Below are 24,708 nucleotides of genomic sequence, written 5' to 3'. Positions count from 1 at the left end.
ATTGACTCTAATCAAAACCAGCTTGCTAAATGGGATAGCAGTAGTTATCAAAATGCTGACCTTGTTGGGGATCAACAAAGTACTGGCTATCTATGTTGGCCCTGCAGGGTATGCTGCAATTGGACAGTTCCAGAACGCAGTTCAAATGATAACTACCTTTGCCAGTGGTGCAATTAATACAGGTGTCGTTAAATATACTGCTGAATTTCATGATAATGAAGAAAAGCAACGAACTGTGTGGCGAACTGCAGGAACTATTGCACTAACTGGTGCTGTGCTGGCGGGGATATCGGTAGCAATACTTAGTAAGTCGTTAGCGGGGTGGTTTTTAAAAGATGAAAGTTACAGCGGTGTTTTTTTATGGTTCGCTGTAACGTTAGTATTTTTTGTATTTAACACGCTGCTTTTAGCAATTCTAAACGGTAAGAAAGAAATTCACCGTTATGTTGTTGCAAATATATCTGGCAGCCTGTTTGCACTGTTCGTGACTAGTTTAATGACAATGCAATATGGTTTATATGGCGCTTTGGTAGCTTTGGCTGTGTACCAGTCTTTAACTTTTTTCGTCACTTTCTCCCTTTGTTACAAAGCAAGTTGGTTCAAGCTAAGATTTCTATTTGGAGCAGTTGATAAGAAAGCGGCTAAAAATTTAGCGAAATATACAGCAATGGCATTAACAGGTGCGGCTTGTGTTCCAGTTAGCCACATTTTGATTCGTAATCACTTAGGGGAGACTTTAGGTTGGGAGTCTGCCGGGTACTGGGAAGCTATGTGGCGGCTAAGCAGTGCTTATCTTATGCTGATAACAACAACGCTTACAGTTTATTTTCTACCCCGTTTTTCAGAATTAAAGGAATCCATAAAAATTAATAAAGAAATATTTAATGGCTACATGCTCATCATGCCTTTATCTATTCTCTGTGGGGTAATTATTTATTGTTTTAGAGAAATCATAATCCGTTTTCTTTTTAGCTCTGAATTCGCCGATATGGAAGTTCTCTTCTTATGGCAAGTGATTGGAGATGTTTTTAAAATTGCGAGCTTTATAATCGGTTATTTTTTTCTTAGCAAAGCTAGATTCAAATTGTTTATGTTTATTGAGGTTTATTTCGCATTCCAATTTTATTTTTTTGTTACATATTTTGTAAGGCATTTTGGTTTGGAAGGAGCCTCAATGGCATATATGTTTAACTACCTGGGGTGTTTTATTTTTGTTCTTGTAATGTTTGTGTTTAGGCCGGAATAATGATTTTAAATTATATAAAAAAAATGGGTAATGAAAGGAATGGATTTTCATATATAGTATATTTATTCTTTATCTATATGAAGAAGTATAATGTTTTTGGTCCTTTTATTTTTGTGATAATGATTATTTATTCTTATTTTTTGTCGGCTCGTTTGTTTGGGATTAGCTTTTTACCTAAGGTATTTTTTAGTAATGGAGTTTTCAGGGTCAGGTTGGTTATCCAGAAAAGAGCATTTTCGATAATAAAAAATGGTTCTTTGATATTCGAGAAATGGAGGTCTGGCAGTTCAACAAGTTTATATCTAGCTGAGGACTCTATACTCGAAATTGAAAATACGTTTACTGTCGGTGATAACTGCAAGATCTCGTTATTTAAGAGCTCTAAGCTCAATATAAAAGGTGGAGCACAGTATCAGTCTTCAGGAATAACTGCTGACACAATAATTTTATGTTTCAAAAGTGTTACTATTGGGGAAGGCAGCATAATATCTTGGAATTGCTATATAACTGACAGTAGCCAACATGAGTTTAACGGGTCTTTACGAATTGAATCTGTTTCCATTGGTGACCACGTGTGGATTAGTGAAAGTGTATCTGTCGGGCCTGGCACTTGTATTGGAAATGGTTCAGTTGTAGGAGCTAAATCATATTTGAATAAAAAGTATCCGAGTAAATCTTTTATTGCTGGCTGCCCCGGAAAAATTAAAGCATCAGATGTTAACTGGAAAAGGTGATTTTTAATTGTATTTGTATAATTAGGGTAATGCTGCAGCTTGTTTGAAATTAGTTCAAAAAAAATCAATTGTTGATTTATTCGTTTTGTATATAACCGAAGGTGTACTATGTCTTATCCTCTTATTTCCGTTATTATTCCTTGCTACAATCATGAGAAATATGTTGAGGACTGTATCCGAAGCGTGTGTGCCCAAACTTATGATAATATTGAATTGATAATAATTGATGATGGTTCTAAGGATGCATCAGTCGAGAGTATTAGGAAGATTGTACTTGAATGTGAAAATCGATTTGTAAGATTCGAATTCAGAACTCGTACAAACATTGGCCTTTGTGGTACTCTGAATGAAGCTTTAGACTGGTGTGAGGGAAAGTTTAGTGTAATTTTTGCATCAGACGATATTATGATGCCAGATCGATTTTCAAAACAAATTAATAAGTTTTCGGAAATGGTTAAGATTGAACCAAACCTAGTAGCAATTTATTCCGGTGTTGAAATGATTGATTCTGAAGGGCAATACGTAAAAGTTAAACATGGAAGTGATAAGTTTTCAGGCTTTGATGAGGCTTTTCTTAGAACTGAATTTCTACCAACCCCAACTTGTATTGTTTTAACTGACAAATTGAAAGCTGCTGGTGGCTTTAACCCAAATTTCATGATAGAGGACTTATTTATTCGTCTAAAGCTTACTGCTGCAAATGGTGTATTTTATACAATGAAGGAACCGCTTGTGAAATATCGACAGCATTCTGATAATATGTCGAGTAAATCGGATTTGATATGGCAAGGGGTGAAAGATATTCTAAGTGAATATAGAGATCATGTCTTGTATGAGAAAGCGTTAGCCATGTCAATGTTGATACAGGCCCATGATGTTCAAAAAGTCAGTAAAATTCACTCTCTCAAACAAATAGGGAAAGCATTGTCTCTTTACCCAAATGTATTTTTTACTAAGTCCCTGGTTAAATTAGTCGCTAAGATGTTTCTGCCTCGGCCCCTTGTAAAATGAATGTATTTATATTGGTATCAAGTGTTGAAAGTATTAAAGTTGAATAAACTATTTTTTTCTTTGGGAGATATCTATTTTCCGAAGTTATTTTTTTTCATTTTTTTATATGTTTATATATTTCAGCCTCCAGTTGTAAATAAATTATTTTATGCTGCTTTTGGCTTTATGATTTTTTTACTTTTTTTTGTTTCGAAGATGAATTATTCTTTTTTGTATTTTAGACGGCTAAAGTATGAAATAACACTAGGATTGTTGTTGGTTTTTTTTAGCGGTTTGAGAGATTTTTTTTCTGGGGAAATAGTCTACTCTGACCGATTTGTTATTTGGTTTTTACAATCACTAATCTTCCCTGTCTATGTTATTTATATTTTTGAAAAGCATATAAAGAAAAAAATTTGTTCATCTACAGATTTGTTAAATTTTATATACTATGTGGTAGCGTTTGCTGGTTTTGTGACATGCCTATTGATACTTATTCCTGCTTTCGATCGCTTCTATGAAACTATACAAGTAGATGATTACTATGAACGGTATAAAAGTTTTGAATTTAGATATAGAGCTTACGGGATATCAGAAAACCTGACGTTTACTTATGGATATTTATTAGGACTGTTTGCCGCTCTAGCATTGTTGAAACTAAAAGAAAGCTATTTACATATTTTTATATTCTCCATGCTGCTTGTAGGAGTCGCTTTCAATGCTAGAATTGGCTTTTTCCCAGTAATCTTCATGTTGATTTATCTCGCAACAATTGGATTTCGTTTGAAAAATTTAGTTCTTTTTTCTATTTTTATATTTGTTCTATTTTCTTTTTTATTTCGAAGTGTAGAGAGCCCGGAAGAATTGTTTTATTGGCCCTTAATGTTTTTTTATGAACTTATTGGTTTTTTCACCTCTGGTGACGGAGGAACTGCTTCAACATTGTTAAACGATTTTATTATTATACCATCTGATGTATGGCAAGTTCTTTTTGGTAAGGGTATTTCTTTATTTGGTTTAGAAAGTGGCAGTTCTGATGTTGGATATATATTGCTACTCAATTATGCAGGCGTTTTTTTTGCTTTCTTGGTTGTAGTTTTTTTTACAGTATGTTCTGTACGTTTATATTTCACTCTTGGTTTAAGAAATTGGTATTTTTGGTTTTTTACATTTTCCATTTTCTTTCTGAATACTAAAGGATTTTTGCTTGCTGCAACTCCAGGAGCAAGGCTATTGTTTCTTCTTTACTGTTACTTTATTTTTACGACTCTCCGCGTCAAGAATAATGTCCAAGTCAATTAGACTTGTTGAATTAAATTTTAACTGAAATGTTGGGTTTTTATGTTTAATAATAAATGTCTACTCATCACTGGCGGCACTGGTTCGTTCGGTAATGCTGTTTTAAAACGCTTTCTTGATACTGACATCGCTGAAATCCGCATCTTCAGCCGAGATGAAAAAAAGCAGGATGATATGCGTAAAAAGTATAATCACCCTAAGCTTAAGTTTTATATCGGTGATGTGCGCGATTACAACAGTGTTCTGAGCGCTACTCGAGGGGTCGATTTTATCTATCACGCCGCTGCGTTAAAGCAGGTTCCAAGTTGTGAGTTTTATCCAATGGAAGCGGTTAAAACAAATGTACAAGGTACAGAAAACGTGCTTGAAGCAGCAATAGTTAACGGCGTTTCACGAGTGGTATGCCTGAGCACGGATAAAGCTGTTTATCCTATCAACGCTATGGGCATTTCCAAAGCGATGATGGAAAAGGTGATGGTCGCTAAAGCCCGTAACCTAGACCCGGCTAAGACGGTCATTTGTGGCACCCGGTATGGCAATGTCATGGCTTCCCGTGGTTCAGTTATACCTTTATTTGTAGATTTGGTAAGGAATGGTAAACCTATTACCATTACTGACCCGGAAATGACACGCTTTATGATGACGTTAGAGGATGCTGTAGATCTGGTTCTTTATGCGTTTGAACATGGTGACAACGGCGATATTTTTGTTCAAAAAGCTCCTGCTGCAACTATAGATACGTTAACTAAAGCTTTGCTGCAGTTGATGAAAAAAGAAAATCACGAAGTTAACGTGATTGGTACTCGTCACGGTGAAAAATTGTACGAAGCCCTGTTAAGCCGTGAAGAAATGGCCTGCGCTATCGATATGGGCGATTATTATCGGGTTCCACCAGACAACCGTGATTTGAACTATGGAAAGTTTTTTGATGTTGGTGACCAAAAAATTAGCCAGTTAGAAGATTACAACTCGCATAACACAGACCGGTTGGATGTAGAAGGGATGAAGCAGTTGTTATTGAAGCTGGATTTCGTACAAGCTATAGCTCGTGGCGAATTTGCAATTGCAGAGGACTAATAAATGAAGGTTTTAGTAACAGGTGCTGATGGCTTTGTTGGTAAAAATTTGTGCATTAGCTTACTGCGCAATACCGCAATGGAAATTCTGCGCTTTACTCGTGAGTCTGATTTAAATGATCTTCAGGGTTTGGTAAATCAAGCCGATTTTATTTTCCATCTGGCAGGCATTAACAGACCTTTGGACGAAAACGAGTTTGCTATAGGTAATGCTGATTTAACCGCTACTTTGTGTGAGTGTATAAAGCAATCAGGTCGCAAAATACCTATTGTGCTTAGTTCTTCTACTCAGGCTGAGCGTTTAAATGCATATGGTAAAAGCAAACTGCAAGCAGAGATGCACCTGTTAAACTTACATATGCAAACGGGTAATAAAGTTTATATTTATCGTCTGCCAAATGTTTTTGGTAAATGGTGTAAGCCAAATTACAATTCCGCAGTGGCTACCTTCTGTCATAACATCAGCCGCGGTTTGCCAATACAGGTCAATGACCCTGCAGTAAAACTATCCTTAGTGCATATAGGCGCCGTGGTTACCTCTTTTATCGAGATGCTTTACCGCAAGCCAGAAGACAAGCTATATGTCAATGTTGAGCCTGTGTACCAGGTTACCTTAGGCGAGTTGGTGGAACAGTTGTATAAATTTCGTGATAGCCGTGAAAGTCTTATTACAGAACCTGTAGGTGACGGTTTTATCCGCGTACTTTATGCAACCTACATTAGTTATATTCCACCAAACAAGTTCAATTATGGTCTTACCAAACATGAAGACCAACGCGGTTGTTTTGTTGAAATGTTGAAAACGAGAGACTCTGGTCAGTTTTCTTTTTTCACAGCACATCCAGGAGTGACACGTGGTGGTCATTATCATCATGTAAAGACTGAGAAATTTCTCGTCATTAAAGGCAAAGCTCGTTTTGGTTTCAGACACATTATTACTGATGAGGTCTTGGAAATCATCACTAGCGGTGATAGTCCTGAAATTGTTGAGACAGTACCTGGCTGGTCTCACGACGTAACTAATATAGGCGATGATGAACTTGTTGTTATGTTGTGGGCAAATGAAAACTTTGATCGGCACAGCCCTGATACCGTCGCTTACAAGGTGTAAAAATGAATAAATTAAAAGTAATGACTGTTGTTGGTACTAGACCCGAAATCATACGACTTTCGCGAGTGATGGCCGCTTTAGATCAACATTGCGAGCATATTCTAGTGCATACAGGGCAGAACTATGATTTTGAATTAAATCAAGTTTTCTTTGATGATTTAGGTGTACGTAAACCAGACTATTTTCTTAACGCTGCTGGCGCTAGCGGTGCTGAAACGATAGGCAATGTGATTATCACAGTAGACAAGGTACTGGCAGAGGTTAACCCTGATGCAATGTTAGTTCTCGGTGATACGAATAGTTGTATGGCGGTAATTTCAGCGAAACGCCGTAAGATCCCAACCTTTCATATGGAAGCTGGTAACCGATGTTTTGACATGCGTGTTCCGGAAGAGATTAACCGCCGTATTGTTGATCACACTGCAGATGTCAATCTAACTTACAGCTCTATTGCCCGTGATTATCTGCTCGCTGAAGGATTACCAGCAGACAGAGTGATCAAAACTGGCAGCCCTATGTTTGAAGTGTTAAATCACTATATGGCACAAATTGATGGATCGGATGTATTGGAACGCTTGTCATTAAAAGAACGCGAATTCTTTGTGATCAGTGCGCATAGGGAAGAAAACGTCGATACACCAAAAAACTTGCATAAGTTGGCTGCTATTTTAAATGGCCTTGCTGAAAAATACGGTTTCCCTGTTATCGTTTCTACCCATCCACGTACGCGTAAACGTATAGAAGAGCAAGGTGTAAGTTTCCACCCATTAGTTCAGTTGTTAAAACCGCTAGGTTTTCACGATTACAATAAACTGCAAAAATTAGCAAAAGCAGTATTGTCTGATAGTGGCACCATCAGTGAGGAATCTTCTATTATGAACTTCCCGGCGTTGAATATCCGTGAAGCCCACGAGCGGCCAGAAGCCTTTGAAGAGGCATCTGTAATGATGGTTGGTCTGGAAGTTGAGCGGGTGTTTCAGGCTCTTGAGGTATTAGCTACCCAGCCCAGTGGCAGCGAGCGCTTACTGCGACCGGTTGCCGATTACAGTATGCCGAATGTGTCGGATAAAATGGTGCGGATAGTGCACAGCTACCGTGATTATGTAATGCGGGTGGTTTGGAAGCAGTATGTCTAACAAATTTATTCTTTATATTGCACCTTTCAGCTTTCCGGATGGAGGTGCTGCCGCTAGGCGGGTTTATGGCAATTGTCTAACTCTTAAAGCTGCAGGTTATGATGTAGCAGTTGCGAGTGCTCAAATTGGTGAGTATAAAACTAGTTATAATGGCATTGATGTATATTCATTAAATGAGCGAAAGTTCGAGTCTTTGCCAAGGTACCTAAAGCATTTTTTATATTTTAACGCTGGTTCTAAAGCAATTCAGTTTTTAGACAGCTTAGATGTTAAACCTACAGCCATTATTCTTTACAGCGGATACTCACCTTACCTGATTAAGCTTAGGTTGTGGTGTAACAAGAACAAAGTGAAGTTAATATTTGATGCTGTTGAATGGTATGACCCGCCAAATGTTTTTGCGAAGTATTGTTCTCCATATTATTTAAATATTGAACTTGCTATGCGTTATTTACTTCCAAAATGTGATGGGCTTATTGTAATAAGCCGTTACCTTAAAGAGTATTATCAATCAAGGGGAGTTGATTTAGTATTAATGCCACCAACCATTGATATATCCTCTGTACTGCCAAGATTGGATGGGAATAAATCTGATTTCGTTAAGGTTTGTTACGCAGGTTCTATTGGTATCAAAAAAGATTTTCTTGCGGATATAATACAAGCTATTTACCAAATTAATGAAGCTGGTTCTAGAGTCCAGCTGCATATCGCAGGTTTGTCATTTACTGATTTGCAGGATAAAGGCTTTCTTCAAGGTCTCAATCCTACGAAGGTTAAAGAAATCATTTACGCTTATGGGATGTTGAGTCATAAAGACTCGCTTGATTTAGTAAAAAACTCTGATTTTTCAATTGTTTTTAGACCGCCATTTAGAAATGTCCAAGCAGGGTTTCCAACAAAGTTTGTTGAGAGCATGTCCTTGGGAACACCAGTAATCGGGAATTTTTTCAGTGATTTGGAACTTTACCTTGTAGACAACGTTAACGGCATTGTCTGCAATGATTATACAATATCGTCATTGAAGAATGCTTTGCTAAGGTGCTCAGAACTAGAGAACCTTAGTGAGCTACGAAAAAATGCTCGTTTAACAGCTGAAAAGCATTTCGATTGTTTGAAATATTCGAATCAATTATCAGATATTTTGAATTGACTTTTTAATCAAATGTAAAACTGGATGTTTTTTGAAAAAATTACTTTTTCTCGTAAATGTTGATTGGTTTTTTATATCTCATCGTCTACCTATCGCAATTGAAGCAAAAAAATTAGGTTACGATGTACATATAGCTTGTAATTTTACTGAGCACTATGAATTGTTAGCTTCGTATGGGTTTAAGCTACACAATATACCATTTGATCGAAGCGGTGGTGGTATTCGTCACGAGCTTAAGACTCTATTACGAATCCGAGAAGTTTTTAGTATCGTCAAACCTGATGTGGTTCATGCTGTTACTATAAAACCGGTTCTGTATGGCGGTTTAGTGGGTAGAATACTGGGCATTAAAAATATGGTTTACGCAGTGTCTGGTCTTGGTTTAGTGTTTGTTGCCGAAGGCTTTGTTGCGAGAATCAGACGGTTTTTGGTTACTGGTCTTTATAAGTTTGCTCTGGGGGTCAGAAGTTTTCGCGTTATTTTCCAAAACCCTGTAGATAAAAATGTATTAAAACAAGCTATCGGCCTAAAAGACTGTGATTGCGTAATGATCAAAGGGTCTGGTGCGGACTTGACTACATATAATATCGCTGCTGAGCCAGACGGAACGCCGATTGTTGTTATGGCTGCAAGGCTGCTGAGAGAAAAAGGTGTCTATCAGTTTGTTGATGCTGCTCGTTTATTAAAAGCACGAGACATTATGGCTGATTTTCAGTTAGTAGGTGAGCCAGATCCTGGTAACCCAAATACAGTTACTGCGGCTGAGCTTGGAGTATGGAGAGCTGAAGGTATTATTAAAACTTTAGGTTTTAGGTCTGATATTCCAGAAGTTTTTGCAGCGTCACACATAGTTGTCCTTCCTTCTTTTTATGGCGAAGGTTTACCTAAAGTGCTAATTGAAGCCGCAGCATGTGGTCGTGCTATTGTGACAACAAATAATCCTGGGTGTGCCGAGGCAGTTATTGATGGTGTCAACGGACTTATTGTACCAGCTAAAGATTCGAAAGCTTTAGCTGATGCAATAGAGATGTTGGTTAAGGATAAGGACCTTAGAGTGCGCATGGGAACTGCCGGTAGAAAACTTGCAGAGGAAGAGTTTGATGTACAGTCGGTAGTTGCTAAACATCTTGATATCTATCAAGAGCTGTTAAAGAACGCTCAAAATGACTAGAAATATATTACTTACTGGTGCATCAGGTTTTGTTGGTAAACAGGTTTTAAGTGTACTCAAACAGCATAACCACAGTGTATCTGTTTTGGGGCGGTCTAAACCTGTGCAAGCTGACAAATTTTTTCAGGCTAATCTCAATAGTCGTACCGATTACTCGAAAAGTCTTGAATCTATCGAAGTTTTAATTCATGTAGCAGCCAGAGCACATGTTATGAATGAGCAACTTGATGATCCTCTGACTGAGTATAGAGAAGTCAATAATTATGCAACGTTAAATCTAGCCAGACAAGCCGCTGTAGCCGGAGTTAAGCGCTTCATTTTTATTAGCAGTATTAAAGTTAATGGTGAGGACTCTGACTCGGGAAGGGCTTTTACTTATCGCGACAAGCACGCTCCGCAAGACGCTTACGGAGTGTCTAAAGCTGAAGCAGAGCAAGCACTTTGGCAATTGGCAACAGAAACAGCTATGGAAGTTGTCGTTATCAGACCACCTTTGGTTTATGGTCCGGGCGTAAAAGCTAATTTTGCTTCTATGTTAAATGTGGCACAAAAAAATCTTCCTTTACCTTTGGGGGCTATCTATAACCGACGCAGTTTGGTTGCACTAGACAATTTGGTAGATTTAATTGTTACCTGTATTGACCACCCCAACGCAGCGAACCAAACCTTTTTGGTTAGTGATGATCAAGACGTATCTACCACTGAATTACTGCAAATGATGACGAGAGCTGCTGGTAAAACGCCAAGGTTACTGCCGGTGCCTGTGAGCTGGCTAAAACTGGTAGGTAGGCTGACCGGAAGATCTGCGGTGATAGATAGGTTATGCGGTAATTTACAGCTTGATATAAGCCATACCAAAGATACCTTAGGTTGGAAACCGCCGATAACTCTGGAAGAGGGCATCGCGCGCTGCTTTGCAGCTAAGGGCCGAGGTTTTGGTGTTGAGTAGTTAAGGCTGAGTGCTCGATACAGTAAAGCGTGGTGATCTTGATTCTGAGAAATAGCCCGCACTGTGAAAGGTGCTCGTAATAAAATTGCGAACAAATATGCGGTCGAGGATTTTAAGCTGCTGCGAACAGAAGCGCTTATTACACGCAAGTGTTTTGTTGCAACGTGTTGTTAAGATAAATACGGCATTGAGCTTATGAAGCAAGGCAGTGACAAGTAATAGATTCGCTTTGCGAACGGCAACTAGTAACGAGCAGCGTAGCTGCGAGTCATTTGTAACTATATTTTTTATTGAGGCCCTATGTTAATTCGTTTGTTGGATATTATTTTTGCCTTATGTGGCTTAGTGTTTGGTTTTCCTGTGCTGGTTATTCTAACTCTCATTGGACTATTTGATACTGGATCGCCTGTATTCCGGCAGGTTAGGGTCGGATGCAATAAAAAGCCTTTTACCTTGGTTAAATTCCGCACCATGAAAATAGATACACCTAGCGTAGCCAGCCATTTAGCAAATGGCACTTCAATTACTGCTTTTGGCGGCTTTTTACGTAAAACAAAACTGGATGAACTTCCACAACTATGGAATGTTTTGTTAGGGGACATGAGCTTGGTTGGCCCAAGGCCTTGCCTGTTTAGTCAAGATGAACTGGTTATTGAACGCGACAGGCTTGGAGTGTTCAAAACACGACCTGGTATCACAGGTTTGGCACAAGTTAATCAAATTGATATGTCGACTCCTCTATTGTTAGCAAAAACAGACAAACAGATGATAGACACACTAAACGTAGCTAATTATTTCAAATATATACTGATGACGATTTTAGGGAAAGGCTCCGGAGATAGGGTTAAGCGTTGAGCGCTAGTAGGCAGATGTTTTAGTTTATGAGAGATATTTAATGAATAAAATAAAAATAGCTATCGCTGGCACTGGTTATGTAGGTTTATCGAACGCTATGCTTTTAGCGCAAAACAATCAGGTGGTCGCAGTCGATATTATCGATTGGAAGGTTCAACTTCTGAATGGAAAAAAATCACCAATTGAAGATAAGGAAATATCCAAGTTTTTGTTAAGCAAACACCTGGATTTCAAAGCTACTCTGGATAAACAGCTGGCCTATGAGAACGCAGATTTCGTTATTATTGCTACCCCAACAGATTACGATCCTGAGACAAATTACTTTAATACCAAAAGCGTAGAAGCTGTGATTGCTGATGTGATGGCTATTAACCCAAATGCAGTAATGGTTATTAAATCGACAGTGCCAGTAGGCTATACGGCGTCTGCACGTGAAAAATTTGGTACTGCTAATTTAATTTTTTCACCGGAGTTTTTACGTGAGGGCCGGGCTCTTTACGATAATTTATATCCATCCCGTATTATAGTTGGTGAACGCTCGGAAAGAGCTGAACAGTTTGCTCATTTGCTAAAGCAAGGTGCGATAAAACAAGATGTTTCTGTATTGTTTACTGACAGTACAGAAGCTGAGGCCATTAAGTTATTTTCTAACACCTATTTGGCTATGCGGGTTGCTTATTTTAATGAACTGGATAGTTACGCAGAAAGCCATGGTTTAGATGCCCGCCAAATTATCGAAGGTGTAGGTTTAGACCCTCGCATTGGTAGCCATTACAATAATCCAAGCTTTGGCTATGGTGGTTACTGCCTGCCTAAAGACACTAAGCAGCTGTTGGCGAATTATCGTGATGTACCAAACAATATGATTCAGGCGATAGTAGATGCTAACCGTACCCGTAAAGATTTTATTGCTGACTCTATAGTTCGCAAAAGTCCAAAAATTGTGGGTATTTATCGATTGGTGATGAAGTCTGGTTCTGATAATTTCAGGGCTTCCGCCATTCAAGGCATTATGAAGCGTATTAAAGCCAAAGGTATTGAAGTGGTGGTATTTGAACCTGAGTTGAAAGAAGATAATTTTTATCACTCACGTGTTATTCGTGATTTGGCTGAATTTAAAGCCATGTCGGACGTAATTATTGCCAACAGGCGTAGTGATGTTTTAGCTGACGTTGAAGCCAAGGTGTATACACGCGATTTGTTTGGGAGCGATTAAATGCGTTTTTTAGTAACAGGAGCCGCTGGCTTTATTGGTTTTCACGTATGCCAGAGGCTTTTGGCTTTGGGTCACCAGGTCACAGGTATAGATAACCTGAATGATTACTACGAAGTACAACTGAAGTTGGACAGATTAGCGCAGTTAAAACCTGAAAAGAACTTTGTATTTTATAGGCTGGATCTCGCTGATCGTGATGGTATTGCAAATTTATTCAGTGAAAGCCAATTCGAGCGTGTTATTCATTTAGCTGCTCAAGCAGGGGTGCGTTATTCACTGGAAAACCCTATGGCTTATGCGGACAGTAATTTAATTGGCCATTTAGCGATACTGGAGGGCTGCCGGCATAACAATGTAAAGCACTTAGTGTACGCATCATCAAGTTCTGTCTATGGCTTGAACCGTAAAATGCCATTCAGTACGTCCGATTCAGTGGATCACCCTGTATCTCTTTACGCAGCCACGAAAAAAGCCAATGAGCTGATGTCTCATACTTATAGTCATTTATACGGTATTCCTACCACTGGATTACGATTCTTTACTGTATATGGCCCTTGGGGGCGACCCGACATGGCGATGTTTTTATTTACCAAAGCTATTATCGACGGTAAACCTATTAAGGTATTTAACCATGGCAAGATGAAACGCGACTTTACTTATATTGATGATATTGTCGAGGGTATTATCCGTATTCAGGATCAGCCTCCTGGTAAAAATGCAGCGTGGGCTGGCGATGATCTGTCTTCCAGTTCAGCACCCTATAAAGTGTTTAACATAGGTAATAGCGAGCCAGTTCAGCTTGAATTATTTATCAATGCCATTGAAGAGGCGTTGGGAAAAACAGCTGTTAAAGATTATATGCCCATTCAACCTGGTGATGTTGAAGCTACCTATGCTGATGTCTCCGATTTAGAATCTGTAACAAAGTTCACACCTCAAACCTCTGTCGAACTTGGTGTGCAGCGTTTTGTCGGCTGGTATAAAAACTATTACAAGGTTTAAAAGGATTTAAAAGTGAAGGTTAAGAAAGCAGTAATCCCTGTTGCAGGGTTGGGTACTCGCATGCTGCCTGCTACAAAAGCTATTCCAAAAGAAATGTTGCCTTTGGTTGATAAACCATTGATCCAATATGTTGTAAACGAATGCATAGCAGCAGGAATAAAGCAAATAGTGCTGGTCACTCACTCATCTAAAAACTCTATCGAAAACCATTTTGATAAAAGCTTTGAGCTGGAATCTATTCTGGAAAAGCGCGTAAAACGCCAGTTACTGGAAGATGTGCAAAGCATATGCCCTAAAGACGTAACCATAATGCATGTACGCCAAGGCGAAGCTAAAGGTTTAGGTCATGCTGTATTATGTGCTTTGCCTGTGGTAGGCGAAGAGCCTTTTGTTGTGGTATTGCCTGATGTGTTAATTGATGAATACGACAGCAACTTAAAAACAGATAATTTGGCTGAAATGGTACGCTTATTTGAAGCTACAGGCGAAAGCCAGGTAATGGTAGAACCAGTACCTATGCAAAATGTTAGCTCTTATGGTGTAGCCGATGTAGCGGGTCATAAAATGGCAGCAGGTGATTCTATGCAAATAACAGCTGTAGTTGAAAAACCTTCTGTTGAAGACGCTCCTTCTAACTTAGCTGTAGTTGGGCGTTATGTATTCTCTGCAGATATCTGGAATTTATTAAAACTCACACCTGTGGGGGCTGGTGATGAAATTCAGTTAACTGATGCTATTGCTATGTTAATGCAGCAACAACAAGTTAATGCTTACCATATTCGTGGACGAAGCCACGATTGTGGCAATAAGCTGGGTTATATTTCTGCTTTTGTTGAATATGCATTGCGTGATAAAGAACTGGGCTCCGAAGTGAAGGCCCGTTTACAGGCATTGCTGCAGTAATAGCTATTATTTGTCTTGTTTCGGCCTCTTTACGGAGGCCTGTTTTGTATTTGTAAAATACCTATATGCCACAATACTGGCAACGAGCAGAATATGCATGGGGTTTGTCTTGAATAAATTGTCGTCCAAAATGCTCTATCAATTGTTTAAACCATTGATGGGAATGTCTCGTAACGCCAAACGCCTGGTCTCTATGTTGGTGGATGGTTGTATTCTTTTTCTTGCCTGGCTAAGTGCTTATTTTTTGCGGTTTGACCATCTTGGTGTGTTATCCGACGAGCCTTTTTTACTTAGCTTTTTAGCTGTTATTTTTATTACTTTAGTTGTATTTGGTAGCTTAGGCCTCTACAGGGCCGTGGTGCGTTATATTGGTTTGCGCTCTATGTTGGCCATAGCTGTAGGCACCATTATCTCAGGCTTCCTGCTACGTTTGGTTACTGACGCCAACGCAATTTTATACAGTGCCTCAGTGAACTTAAACTACATATTTTTTGCCTTTGTTGGGATTGGCGGTTCCAGGCTGCTGCTTCGGGAAATTGTATCTGTTGGTGGTCGTCATGCACACCATAAAGTATTAATTTATGGGGCTGGAGCCAGTGGCAGGCAATTACTCTTGGCTTTGGCCAGTAGCGCTGAATATCGTGCTGTTGCTTTCGTTGACGACGATCCGTCTTTTCACGGGGTAATGATTAAAGATGTAAAAGTTTATTCGCCAGTCTGTATTAAAAGTGTGGTTGATAAATACGGTATTAGTCGTATTTTGTTAGCTGTCCCCTCTGCCAGTCGTACAGTGCGGGCTGAGCTTGTCCAGCGTTTAGAGCCTTTAGGCTTACCTGTGTTAACCATTCCTGGGATGACAGATCTGGTTGACGGCAAAATGAAAATTGATGAATTACAGGACGTAAAAATAGAAGATTTATTGGGCCGTGATGCCGTTACACCAATACCTTCGTTATTAACTGCCAATATTACCGGCAAAGTGGTTATGGTAACTGGTGCTGGTGGTTCTATAGGTTCTGAGCTTTGCCGGCAAATTATTTTACAGTCTCCATTAAAGCTGGTGTTATTTGAAGCGTCAGAATTTTCGCTGTATGAAATTGATAAAGAACTAAGTGCCACTATTGCCTCCAGTCAACTAGACGTACAACTGATACCGGCACTGGGCACAGTGTTAGACCCGCAGCGGTTGCAAACTATGATGCAAGGTTATCATGTGCAAACTGTTTACCATGCCGCAGCCTATAAACACGTACCTCTGGTTGAGTTTAATGTGATTGAGGGCCTGCGTAATAACGTGTTTGGTACCTGGCATACAGCTGAAGCTGCGATCGCTTCAGGCGTTGAAACTTTTGTGTTGATTTCAACAGATAAAGCAGTGCGCCCAACTAATGTAATGGGTACAACAAAACGTTTAGCTGAGCTTACTTTGCAAGCGATAGCAAAACGCCAGAAAAACACAAGGATTTGCATGGTTCGTTTTGGCAATGTCTTAGGTTCTTCAGGATCTGTTGTGCCATTATTCAGAAAGCAAATTAAAAAAGGCGGGCCTATTACCCTTACTCATGAGGATATTACCCGCTATTTTATGACTATACCCGAAGCAGCTCAGTTGGTTATTCAGGCTGGTGCCATGGGGGAAGGCGGTGATGTATTTGTGTTAGATATGGGCGAGCCGGTAAAAATTTATGATCTGGCCAGAAAAATGGTGCATTTAACGGGCCTGGAAGTTAAAAATAAACAAAACCCGCAGGGTGATATTGAAATTAAAATTACCGGTTTAAGGCCAGGTGAAAAGCTATATGAAGAATTGCTGATCGGGGAAGATGAAAAACCAACCCGGCATCCGCGCATTAAAGCTGCAAATGAAGTGTTTTTGAGCTGGGCAGAAATGCAAGCATTGTTAAGTGAGCTGAGCGAAGCTGCAATAAATTATGACGTAGAGAAAATAAGAGCTTTGATGTTGAGTGCTCCTACAGGCTTTAATCCTACGGATGGTATTTGTGATTTGGTATGGCAAGCTCATCAAATCACCAAATTGCCCATACGGTAAAAAACATAATAGAATTTTAACTCTTAGTTACTAAATGGCTGTTGTGCCAGTTTAGAAAAAAATGTAATGATGCTGTAAATAGTAAACTCTACGGACATTTTTATTCATATAAAGTTCATTTTTAATAGGTTAAAACTGGTAGATAGTCAGAGGCTGTCCTAAGCTAATTTTCTGAAAACCAGTCATATAGCTAACAAAGTGATAACTCTATGAGTAAAGAGGGAGTGAAAGCGTGACTTGGATGATGTCGCTACCCCGTGCAACAAAACGGGGAATTTCGGTTGTATCAGATACAGTTTTTTTGCTAAGCGCATTGTTTTTGGCCAGTTGGCTAAGCGGTGTGTTGCAACCTTCTGCATTTTTTCTATCTCATTTCTTGGGCCTGTTTGTTTGGCTTGGGTTTAGTATTGCTGTTTTTTATTTTCTTGGGTTGTATCGTGCAATTTTGCGTTATATGGCACCTCAAGCTGTGGCTACAGTGATCAATGGCGTTTTTGCAAGTAGCGCAGGACTCATCGCTTTATGTTGGTTTCTGCCTCTGGCTGATATTGCGCGCTTAGCCCTGTGTTTTGCTGTGATAGCTGTGCTGCTGATAGGTGGCAGTCGCTGGGGCTTTCGCAGCGCTTTACAGATGCAACGGCATAAAGCAAAAAGCAGAGTACTTATTTATGGCGCAGGTTGCTCTGGCCGGCAGTTGTTATATGCGCTGCAAAGTGGTGATGAGTACAAACCTGTCGTTTTTGTTGATGACAATACTGAACTGCAAAAAACTACAGTGTGCGGCTTGACTGTTTTACCTTCTGAATTACTGGAAAAAGCGATTCAGCGTTATCGTATTGATCGCGTGCTTTTAGCTATGCCCTCAGCGGGCCGAGGTCGCAAACGTGAGTTGCTTGAATTGTTGTCCCGGCTGCCTGTACCGGTTCAAAGTATTCCAGGTATGGCCGATTTAGTAGCTGGCCATATGAAAATTGATGACTTACAGGATATTCGTATTGAAGACTTGTTAGGCCGTGAAGTGATAGAGCCTGATCAGCAGCTGCTACAGGCCAATATAAGAAACAAAGTGGTGATGGTGACAGGTGCAGGTGGCTCAATAGGGTCTGAGTTATGTCGCCAGATTATTTGCTGCAAACCCGATGTGTTGGTGTTATTTGACGTCTCTGAATTTGCTTTGTATTCGATAGAGCGTGAGTTAAATGCTGTGAAAAGGCGTTTTGGTTACTCCTGTGCGATCAAGCCGGTTTTAGGATCTGTGCAACAGCAGAAACTGTTGGAACAAGTGATGACAAATTTTCAGGTGCAGACTGTTTATCATGCTGCTGCATATAAGCATGTACCTTTGGTTGAATACAACATGGTGGAAGGGGTACGCAACAACGTATTTGGCACCTGGGCCTGTGCTGAAGCTGCCATCATGGCAAAAGTTGAAAACTTTGTATTAATTTCTACTGATAAAGCTGTACGCCCCACCAATGTGATGGGGGCCAGTAAACGCATGGCTGAATTGGTGTTACAAGGCTTAGCCAGCAGACAAACCACTACCCGTATGTGTATGGTACGTTTTGGCAATGTATTAGGTTCTTCTGGTTCTGTGGTGCCTTTATTTGCGCAGCAAATTAAAGCAGGTGGGCCAGTCACTTTAACCCACAAAGAAATTACCCGGTTTTTTATGACTATTCCTGAAGCGTCACAATTAGTTATTCAGGCTGGTGCTATGGCGAAAGGTGGAGAAGTTTTTGTATTGGACATGGGAGAGCCGGTACGTATTTACGATCTGGCGAAACGTATGATCCATCTGGCAGGCTTAAAGTTAAAAGATAAAGCCAACCCTCAAGGCGACATTGAAATTCAGATCACTGGCCTGAGACCAGGTGAAAAGCTCTATGAAGAGTTATTGATCGGTAACAACGAGAGTAGAACCCAACATGCCAGAATAAGGGCTGCAAAAGAACAATTTCTGTCATGGTCAGCGACTATGCTGTTGTTAAACAGTCTGGATGTTGCTTGTCAGTCTTTTGATCAGCAAATGCTCAGGCAAATTTTGTTAGATGCACCTACTGGCTTTGCTCCCAGTAGTGAAATTTGTGATTTATTATTCGTCAGTGGCGCAAGCAACGAAATAGTGAAAAAGGAACTGGTGCATTAGTAAATAGCTGTAGCAAAACCGTTTTCCGGCTTAGTTTAAGTTGGAATGTTGTAAACAAACGACAAAAAAGTGCTTGTCGGTTGTACGAAAACCCTCTATCCTTAGAGGACTTTTTTAAAGGGATGATGTGATGAAAAAATTAAGCGTATTAATGGCCGCTATGTTAGTGGTTTCTGGTGCTGTAATGGCTCAGGGTGAAGAGACTGGTTCTGCAGGTGCAGGTTCAGGTGCTTCTGCTGCTGGTTCTGGTTTAGGTGCTATCGGTGGTATCGCCACTGGTACTATCGTTGCTGGCGCTATTGCTGCAGGTGTATTAGCTGCTGTTGTTTCTAACAACCGTAGTGATTCTCCGGTAAACTGCCCTACAGGTCAAACTTTGGTCAATGGCACTTGCCGACCAAACCAAGTTCTTGGATGTGAAGGCGACGACCTATTAGTGGGTGAGGTTTGTACTGGTACTACTTCAACTGTAACAGTATCTGGTACTGGTACAGTGACAGTTCCTGTAACGTTCACTTACCCTGCAACATTACGTTAATATTGCATTTTTTATCAAAAAGCCGCCTGTTGGCGGCTTTTTGTTATCTATAACTTTTGCTTGAAATGGATCTTATGCACAGATTAATGCGGCTTTTTGTCTTTTTCGCTTTGGTAAGCCTGGTAGGCTGCTCCAGTACTTTTCGTACTTATACCCAAACCCTGGAACTGGCATTTAATCCTGGAGAAGGAGCCAGTTTAACTAAAACTGAGCTTGCAGCCAGAGAAAGTGATGTTTTATACGCCAAAGTAGGTGCTTTGCCTAACGCAATTCTTGTATTAGCTTTTATCGAGCATGGGCAGTTCAAGTGGATATCAGCCGATGAAGCCATGTTGGTGCTTGAGAAGGGGCGTTTGGTAAAGACAACTGGTTTTGACAATAATCTGATTTATCAGTCTGATACTGCGTTGGATCCACTGCAGCAAAAAATGACTAGAATTCAAGCTGGTCAGGCCTGGCAAAGTATGACCGACTGGTCTGGAAATTCTGAATCTGGCCACCTGGTTAGTTATGAAGTCCTTTATACCGAAGTAACCTCCCTTGAATTACTCGAACACAGGTTTCAAACCAAATTAGTCACAGAGCAGGTTACTTTTTCTAATGGGCAGACGGCTATTAATCAGTTTTGGTTTGATTTAAATAGTGGTTGGTTATTAAAAAGCCATCAGACCATTGCACCTTTTTGGCCTGAAGTTGAGCTGGTTCATATCAGTAATGCAGGTCGTTTATTGGGTGTAATTAAAAAAGGGAGTTTAAGATGAGCCGCTTAAGCTATTTCTTTATCGCTGTTTGGGTTATTGGTATTAGTGTAGCTAAAGCTGCAACACCAGTGGTTTTAGTTGAACATCAAGGCAAGTACCAGGGCTATTTTGAGCAGCCCAGATTGGGGTTGGTTGTTTATCAGTTAAATACCTCAGCTTCTTTGTACTGGCCAGCGGCAAAGCTTTTTAAAACGGATGTAGACACCAAATTAAAGCTTGAGCAACAACGTACAGAACTGCAAAACCAATTAGCTGCACTTAAACATGAATTTCAGCAAGATTCTGATTCAGCTTTAGCTGCAAGTGTTGAAAAATTAGAAAAAGATATTGCCTCGTGGGAATTAGCGGGCAATATGAATTTACCTCTGGACCCGGATAGCGTTAGAGCTAAAAAGTCTCTTAATCCATTGCTTGCTGAAGGACAATACAAACTGCTGGTGAGTGCCAGACCGACAGAGTTACAAATGGAAGGCTTAGTGGCTGAACATAAGATGCCATTGCGCAATGCTGTTTCTGTCGACAGCTATCTTGGTAGTATTTCCATACTGGAAGGTGGCAGCGACTCTTTTGTTTATGTGATTCCTGCTTCTGGTGAGTTTTATATCGCAAAAACAGGGTTATGGAATAAAAGTCATCAGGAAGTATCACCAGGCAGTCTGTTATTTATTCCCTTTGAACAACGACACTTGCCGAGCGAATTTAGTGATATCAATGAACAAATTGTAGAACTCTTGTTACACAAGGTTGTTACCCAATGAAGAAGTCCTGTTTAGCTGCTCTTATTTCCTCGCTGTTGTGCTCGACAGTCGTTGCTGATGAATACTTTTCGTCTGCGTCAAACAATTATTCTCAAGGCAATCATGGGGGTATTGGTTTAATTCAGATGCCAACAGCTCGAATGAACGATGCCGGTGCCTTTAGCCTGAATTACCAGGATAGTGAAGAGTACAGGTTTTGGTCAGCGTCCTTGATGCTGTTTCCGTGGATGGAAACCACAGTTCGTTATTCTGATGTCCGAACTCAACTTTATAGCAGTGACCCAGGTTTTAGTGGTGACCAAACTCTTAAAGACAAAGGTATCGATGTTAAATTTAAGTTATGGAAAGAAAGTGAGTTTTTGCCGGATCTTTCCGTTGGTTTCCGTGATTTTGGCGGTACAGGTTTGTTTGAAAGCGAATTTATTGCAGCCAGTAAACGTATCGGGCCTTTTGATTTTCACCTAGGTATCGGTTGGGGTTATTTAGGTCGTAAAGGCAATATCACTAATCCATTTTGTGAAATCAGAGATAGTTATTGCGAAAGGCCCGGCGGATTCAGCGGTTCTGGCGGAAAAATTGATTACCAGCGTTTTTTTAAAGGCCCTGCCGCTTTGTACGGTGGTATTGAGTACCAGACTCCCTGGCAACCTTTGCGTCTGAAACTAGAATACGATGGTAATAATTATCAGCAAGACAGAGCTGGTGTTTTATTACAGGATTCCGATTTTAATATTGGAGCCGTTTATGCTCTGAATGACTCATTTGATCTGAATGTAAACTACCAGCGTGGCAATACTTTTGGTTTTGGAGTGAATTACAAAGTCGATTTTAATAACCTGAAACAGATCAAACTAGACCCACCTGAAAAAGAAGTTCCAGATATACGAGTGGCCTCTATAGAAGTCTTAGATAAAGCACAGCTTCGGCAAGATTTGTATTTAAATGCAGGTTTTGTCGTAAACAACTATGTATTAAAAGACGACGAAATTATTTTAAAAGGCTCGCAGATTGCTTACCGTGATGAAGATGTCGCAATGAATCGCATCGGCCGAGTGCTGGCCACACATTTGCCGGAATCTATTAAAACCTATAGGGTAATCACTGTGGCTATGGATTTGCCTATGGTTGAAACTGTAGTGAACGCAGAACAGTTTGCAAAAGCTGCCCGTTATGAATCACCAGAAGCTGATGTGAAGACAACTTACCACAGAACAGAACCTGTGTTAGGTGATGAGCAGTGGGCTGTAGAACGCATTGAAAGTGGTTTCGGTTACAATGCAGATATATTCTGGATCCAGACCTTCGGCAATCCGGAAAGCTTCTACATGTACCAAGGGGGCTTGTTGTTAGGTGGTGGTTATCAGTTTAATACCAATTTTAGTTTGCAAACCACAGTAAAAGTCAATTTGTTAACTAACTTTGATGACTTTAACTTTAAAGTTGATTCACAGGAAACTGGTGTGCCTCGTGTTCGTACTTATGTACGTGAGTATGTCAGTCGCAGTGATGTGACTATGGAAAATTTATACGGTCTTTGGAAAGATGAAATTGCTGATAATTGGTATGGACAAGCCTACGCTGGTTATTTGGAGACCATGTATGGGGGTATAGGAGGCGAGGTTTTATACAAACCAATAGATTCTTCTTTAGCTATAGGTTTTGATATGAATTATGTGCAGCAGCGGGACTATGACAGTGACGTGGCATTTTTTGACTATAAAACCCTGACAGGTCACTTAAGCTTTTATTGGACTCCGCAGTGGTTAAAGGACACTATGATCACCGCGAGTTTTGGCCAGTATCTGGCAAAAGATAAAGGGGTCACTGTCGACTTTGCCAAACGTTTTGATAGCGGCATAGTAGTAGGTGCTTATGCGGCCATTACCGATATGTCGTCCGAAGAGTATGGTGAAGGTAGTTTTACCAAAGGCTTCTATGTATCCATCCCCTTTGATTTATTCTCACTTAAATCAGCAACTGGTCGTGGTCGTATCCCATGGATCCCTATAGCAAGGGATGGTGGGCAGATGTTAAATAAACCGGTGAGTTTAAATATGTTAACGGAATCTCGTTCTCCTTTTATGCGCTAAGCGATGAAGGATAAAATAAAGCCACTCTTTTGAGTGGCTTTATAATTTGGTGGACAACGCATGATTATTCAGACAACAGCTTTACCACTGCCTGGCTTATTATTACTGCAACCTCAAGTCTTTAAAGATGAACGCGGCTATTTTTTTGAAGTAAACCGCAACTCTGAATTAAAACAATTGTTAGGTGATATAGACTTTGTGCAAGAATCGCAGTCGGGTTCTTATCAGCATGTGCTTCGAGGTTTGCACTATCAACTGGATAAACCTCAGGCCAAATTAGTACGGGTTTTAACAGGCCGTATTTTTGATCTAGTGGTCGATTTGCGGCAACAATCTGCAACTTTTGGTCAGTGGTTTGGTATGGAGCTGTGCAGTGAAAAACAGCAGCAACTTTTTATTCCTGCAGGTTTTGCTCATGGCTTTTTAACCTTAAGTGATTATGCCGAAGTGGCTTATAAAACCGATCAGTATTACGACTCTGCGTCTGAGCGGTCTATCAAATGGGACGACCCGGATTTAGCCATTCAATGGCCTTTGCAGCAAGCTCCTATACTTTCTGCCAAAGATGCGAATGCTAAACCTTTTGCCAACGCCGACTTATTTTGAAAATGGGGTCAGATCAGATTTAATGCTGAACGTACTGCTGCTAGGACAATCAGGCCAGCTTGCTTGTGAACTTCAACTCATGCTGCCAGCATCGATAAGACTTAAGGTACTTAGCTTTGCTGAGTATAGTGTTTTATCTTCTGACGAATTAAGCCATATCTTTCTGAATTTTAAGGCTGATTGGGTGATTAACGCTGTGGCCTACAATCAGGTTGATCAGGCGGAGCTTTTGCCTGAACTGGCGATGGCGGGGAATTTTTACCTGGTTCAGAGGTTACAACGGCTTTGTGCTTTAACAGGTAGCAAATTGCTGCATATTTCCACAGACTATGTATTTGATGGCGCTCAATTCCAGCCTTATAAAGAAAGCGTTCAACCAAAACCATTAAACCACTATGGCAATAGCAAACTACTGGCAGAACAATGGTTGCAGCAGGAATATGCAGCGCACAGTGTAATTATTCGCACCAGTTGGTTGTATTCGGTTTATGGTTCTAACTTCGTCAAAACTATACTGCAGCTGATGCAGACTAAACCACAGCTGCAAGTGGTACAGGATCAAATAGGTTCTCCCTGCTGGGCATACGGCCTGGCCTGCGTGATTTGGCAAATTATTGGTAGTAAAACTGTTTTGTCTGGTGTGTACCATTGGGCAGATTCTGGCTATTGTTCAAGGTATGAATTTGCTACTGAGATCCAGGCTTTGGGTTTACAACTAGGGTTATTAAGCCACAAGGCTGAACTCATACCAGTAAACTCTGAACAATTTAATAGCCCAGCGGTGCGGCCAGTTTTTAGCGCGCTGGACAGTAAGTTATTGAAAGAATTATTGTCTTTGCCGGAAGTCGCGTGGCAACATCAGTTATTGCAGGCTTTACCGCTGTTCAAGCCTGTATCCATAGATAAAAAGGACTAAAG

Annotated in this window: 22 protein-coding genes; all 22 read left to right on the top strand. The window is 40.2% G+C overall.

The features are described from left to right. The first annotated feature begins 1 nt into the window (after position 1). The 22 genes from P3C17_RS11905 to rfbD all read left to right on the top strand — a co-directional run bounded on the left by P3C17_RS11905 (position 2) and on the right by rfbD (position 24,706). On the top strand, positions 2–1,246 hold the full coding sequence (locus P3C17_RS11905) for an O-antigen translocase (RefSeq protein WP_300929643.1): 1,245 nt from the start codon (positions 2–4) through the stop codon (positions 1,244–1,246). Then, positions 1,246–1,980, top strand: a complete 735-nt coding sequence (locus tag P3C17_RS11900) for a hypothetical protein (RefSeq protein WP_300929642.1) — start codon at positions 1,246–1,248, stop codon at positions 1,978–1,980. Before P3C17_RS11905 ends, P3C17_RS11900 begins: the two co-directional genes overlap by 1 nt. 108 nt (positions 1,981–2,088) lie before the next feature. Then, positions 2,089–2,991 (top strand): glycosyltransferase, encoded by a 903-nt coding sequence (locus P3C17_RS11895; RefSeq protein ID WP_300929641.1) that lies wholly within the window; start codon positions 2,089–2,091, stop codon positions 2,989–2,991. 39 nt (positions 2,992–3,030) lie between these two features. Beyond that, positions 3,031–4,272, top strand: coding sequence for a hypothetical protein (locus P3C17_RS11890; protein ID WP_300929640.1), 1,242 nt, complete (start codon positions 3,031–3,033; stop codon positions 4,270–4,272). A gap of 39 nt (positions 4,273–4,311) precedes the next feature. Then, positions 4,312–5,346, top strand: a complete 1,035-nt coding sequence (locus tag P3C17_RS11885; protein ID WP_300929639.1) for a polysaccharide biosynthesis protein — start codon at positions 4,312–4,314, stop codon at positions 5,344–5,346. Between the two features lie 3 nt (positions 5,347–5,349). Beyond that, positions 5,350–6,456, top strand: a complete 1,107-nt coding sequence (locus tag P3C17_RS11880; protein ID WP_300929638.1) for an NAD-dependent epimerase/dehydratase family protein — start codon at positions 5,350–5,352, stop codon at positions 6,454–6,456. Positions 6,457–6,458: 2 nt separating this feature from the next. Continuing rightward, positions 6,459–7,592 carry a UDP-N-acetylglucosamine 2-epimerase (non-hydrolyzing) gene (gene wecB, locus P3C17_RS11875; RefSeq protein WP_300929637.1) on the top strand — a complete coding sequence of 378 codons (1,134 nt, stop codon included), beginning with the start codon at positions 6,459–6,461 and terminating at the stop codon, positions 7,590–7,592. Beyond that, positions 7,585–8,742 carry a glycosyltransferase gene (locus P3C17_RS11870; protein WP_300929636.1) on the top strand — a complete coding sequence of 386 codons (1,158 nt, stop codon included), beginning with the start codon at positions 7,585–7,587 and terminating at the stop codon, positions 8,740–8,742. The genes wecB and P3C17_RS11870 overlap by 8 nt, the downstream gene beginning before the upstream one ends. 31 nt (positions 8,743–8,773) lie before the next feature. Continuing rightward, the gene (locus tag P3C17_RS11865) at positions 8,774–9,913 is read left to right on the top strand and encodes a glycosyltransferase family 4 protein (protein WP_300929635.1); all 1,140 of its coding nucleotides are present in this window, start codon (positions 8,774–8,776) and stop codon (positions 9,911–9,913) included. Further along, positions 9,906–10,862 carry an SDR family oxidoreductase gene (locus tag P3C17_RS11860; RefSeq protein ID WP_300929634.1) on the top strand — a complete coding sequence of 319 codons (957 nt, stop codon included), beginning with the start codon at positions 9,906–9,908 and terminating at the stop codon, positions 10,860–10,862. The genes P3C17_RS11865 and P3C17_RS11860 overlap by 8 nt, the downstream gene beginning before the upstream one ends. 300 nt (positions 10,863–11,162) lie before the next feature. After that, positions 11,163–11,717, top strand: a complete 555-nt coding sequence (locus P3C17_RS11855; protein WP_300929633.1) for a sugar transferase — start codon at positions 11,163–11,165, stop codon at positions 11,715–11,717. 49 nt (positions 11,718–11,766) lie between these two features. Further along, entirely contained in the window at positions 11,767–12,933 is a 1,167-nt protein-coding gene (locus tag P3C17_RS11850; protein WP_300929852.1) for a nucleotide sugar dehydrogenase, read from the top strand. After that, positions 12,934–13,935 (top strand): NAD-dependent epimerase, encoded by a 1,002-nt coding sequence (locus tag P3C17_RS11845; protein ID WP_300929632.1) that lies wholly within the window; start codon positions 12,934–12,936, stop codon positions 13,933–13,935. A 12-nt stretch (positions 13,936–13,947) separates the two neighbouring features. Next, complete coding sequence (galU, locus tag P3C17_RS11840; RefSeq protein WP_300929631.1) at positions 13,948–14,838, top strand: UTP--glucose-1-phosphate uridylyltransferase GalU; 891 nt, start codon at positions 13,948–13,950, stop codon at positions 14,836–14,838. 97 nt (positions 14,839–14,935) lie between these two features. Continuing rightward, positions 14,936–16,888: a nucleoside-diphosphate sugar epimerase/dehydratase gene (locus P3C17_RS11835; protein ID WP_300929630.1), complete on the top strand. Its 1,953-nt coding sequence runs from the start codon at positions 14,936–14,938 to the stop codon at positions 16,886–16,888. Between the two features lie 241 nt (positions 16,889–17,129). Beyond that, on the top strand, positions 17,130–19,037 hold the full coding sequence (locus tag P3C17_RS11830; RefSeq protein ID WP_300929851.1) for a nucleoside-diphosphate sugar epimerase/dehydratase: 1,908 nt from the start codon (positions 17,130–17,132) through the stop codon (positions 19,035–19,037). Positions 19,038–19,167: 130 nt separating this feature from the next. Further along, entirely contained in the window at positions 19,168–19,575 is a 408-nt protein-coding gene (locus P3C17_RS11825) for a hypothetical protein (protein ID WP_300929629.1), read from the top strand. A gap of 74 nt (positions 19,576–19,649) precedes the next feature. Continuing rightward, on the top strand, positions 19,650–20,336 hold the full coding sequence (locus P3C17_RS11820; protein ID WP_300929628.1) for a YjbF family lipoprotein: 687 nt from the start codon (positions 19,650–19,652) through the stop codon (positions 20,334–20,336). Beyond that, positions 20,333–21,094: a capsule biosynthesis GfcC family protein gene (locus tag P3C17_RS11815; RefSeq protein WP_300929627.1), complete on the top strand. Its 762-nt coding sequence runs from the start codon at positions 20,333–20,335 to the stop codon at positions 21,092–21,094. The genes P3C17_RS11820 and P3C17_RS11815 overlap by 4 nt, the downstream gene beginning before the upstream one ends. Beyond that, positions 21,091–23,184, top strand: a complete 2,094-nt coding sequence (locus P3C17_RS11810; RefSeq protein ID WP_300929626.1) for a YjbH domain-containing protein — start codon at positions 21,091–21,093, stop codon at positions 23,182–23,184. The genes P3C17_RS11815 and P3C17_RS11810 overlap by 4 nt, the downstream gene beginning before the upstream one ends. Before the next feature lie 60 nt (positions 23,185–23,244). Further along, complete coding sequence (gene rfbC, locus P3C17_RS11805; RefSeq protein WP_300929625.1) at positions 23,245–23,790, top strand: dTDP-4-dehydrorhamnose 3,5-epimerase; 546 nt, start codon at positions 23,245–23,247, stop codon at positions 23,788–23,790. Continuing rightward, complete coding sequence (gene rfbD / locus P3C17_RS11800; protein ID WP_346015664.1) at positions 23,750–24,706, top strand: dTDP-4-dehydrorhamnose reductase; 957 nt, start codon at positions 23,750–23,752, stop codon at positions 24,704–24,706. The genes rfbC and rfbD overlap by 41 nt, the downstream gene beginning before the upstream one ends. Positions 24,707–24,708: the final 2 nt, after the last annotated feature.

Origin of the sequence: Rheinheimera sp. 1928-s (assembly GCF_029269265.1) — a bacterium.
Lineage (GTDB): Bacteria > Pseudomonadota > Gammaproteobacteria > Enterobacterales > Alteromonadaceae > Pararheinheimera.
Note: the sequence above shows the minus strand (reverse complement) of the source record. Positions and strands in the feature narration are given on the sequence as shown.